1 protein-coding gene is annotated in these 614 nt (G+C 75.1%); it reads left to right on the forward strand.

Annotation, left to right across the window (positions count from 1 at the left end; translation table 11 throughout):
- Positions 1-132 precede the first annotated feature (132 nt).
- Positions 133-552 (forward strand): Fic family protein, encoded by a 420-nt coding sequence (locus tag AC27IQ_RS26680; RefSeq protein WP_487091492.1) that lies wholly within the window; start codon positions 133-135, stop codon positions 550-552.
- The last annotated feature ends 62 nt before the right edge of the window (positions 553-614 follow it).

Here is a 614-nt window from a genome sequence, read left to right on the forward strand (position 1 = left end):
CACCCGAGCGGCTGCTGGAGATCGGCTGGCGCCTGAACGGCTGGCCCGGCCGGCGGGCCCCGGGCGCGCACGCGCGAATTCCAGCGGCTGGCTGCGGGCACCTCGGGCTCCACCGTCTTCGGCGACCCGGGCGTGCTCGCCCCCCGCTTCCTCACGCCGGGTGCGGGCGATCAGCGCGCCTATCCCATGGCGGCCTCGCTCACGCGCCACCTGGAAACGCTGTCGGCCTGGATCTCGCCGGCCGATGCGGTCTATCCCGCGCTGACCCGCCTGGAGGCCGTGGAGCGGGCCGCGCGCCTGTACCAGGCCCTGGTCAGCCTGCGCCCCTTCGACGAGGGCAACGGCCCGGCCGCCCTCATGGCCATGGACTGGGCGCTGCAGCAGCACGGCCTGCCGCCCGTGGTGCTGGAGGAGTCGGTGCTGAGCCAGGCCATCGTGTTCGCCGAAGACCTGCCCGCCGAAGGCCCGAATGCCCTGGTGAGCGCCCTGGTCGAAGGCATGGAAGAGCTGGTGCAGACGCTGTGCCCCGGCAGCCTGCGGCTGCTGGCCTGAGCCGGGAGACCAGGCCGGCGTGGCCGGCCGGTCAGCCGCAGGCGCGCAACGGCCGGCTGGCC

The organism is Acidovorax sp. KPB24-07, from assembly GCF_057543315.1.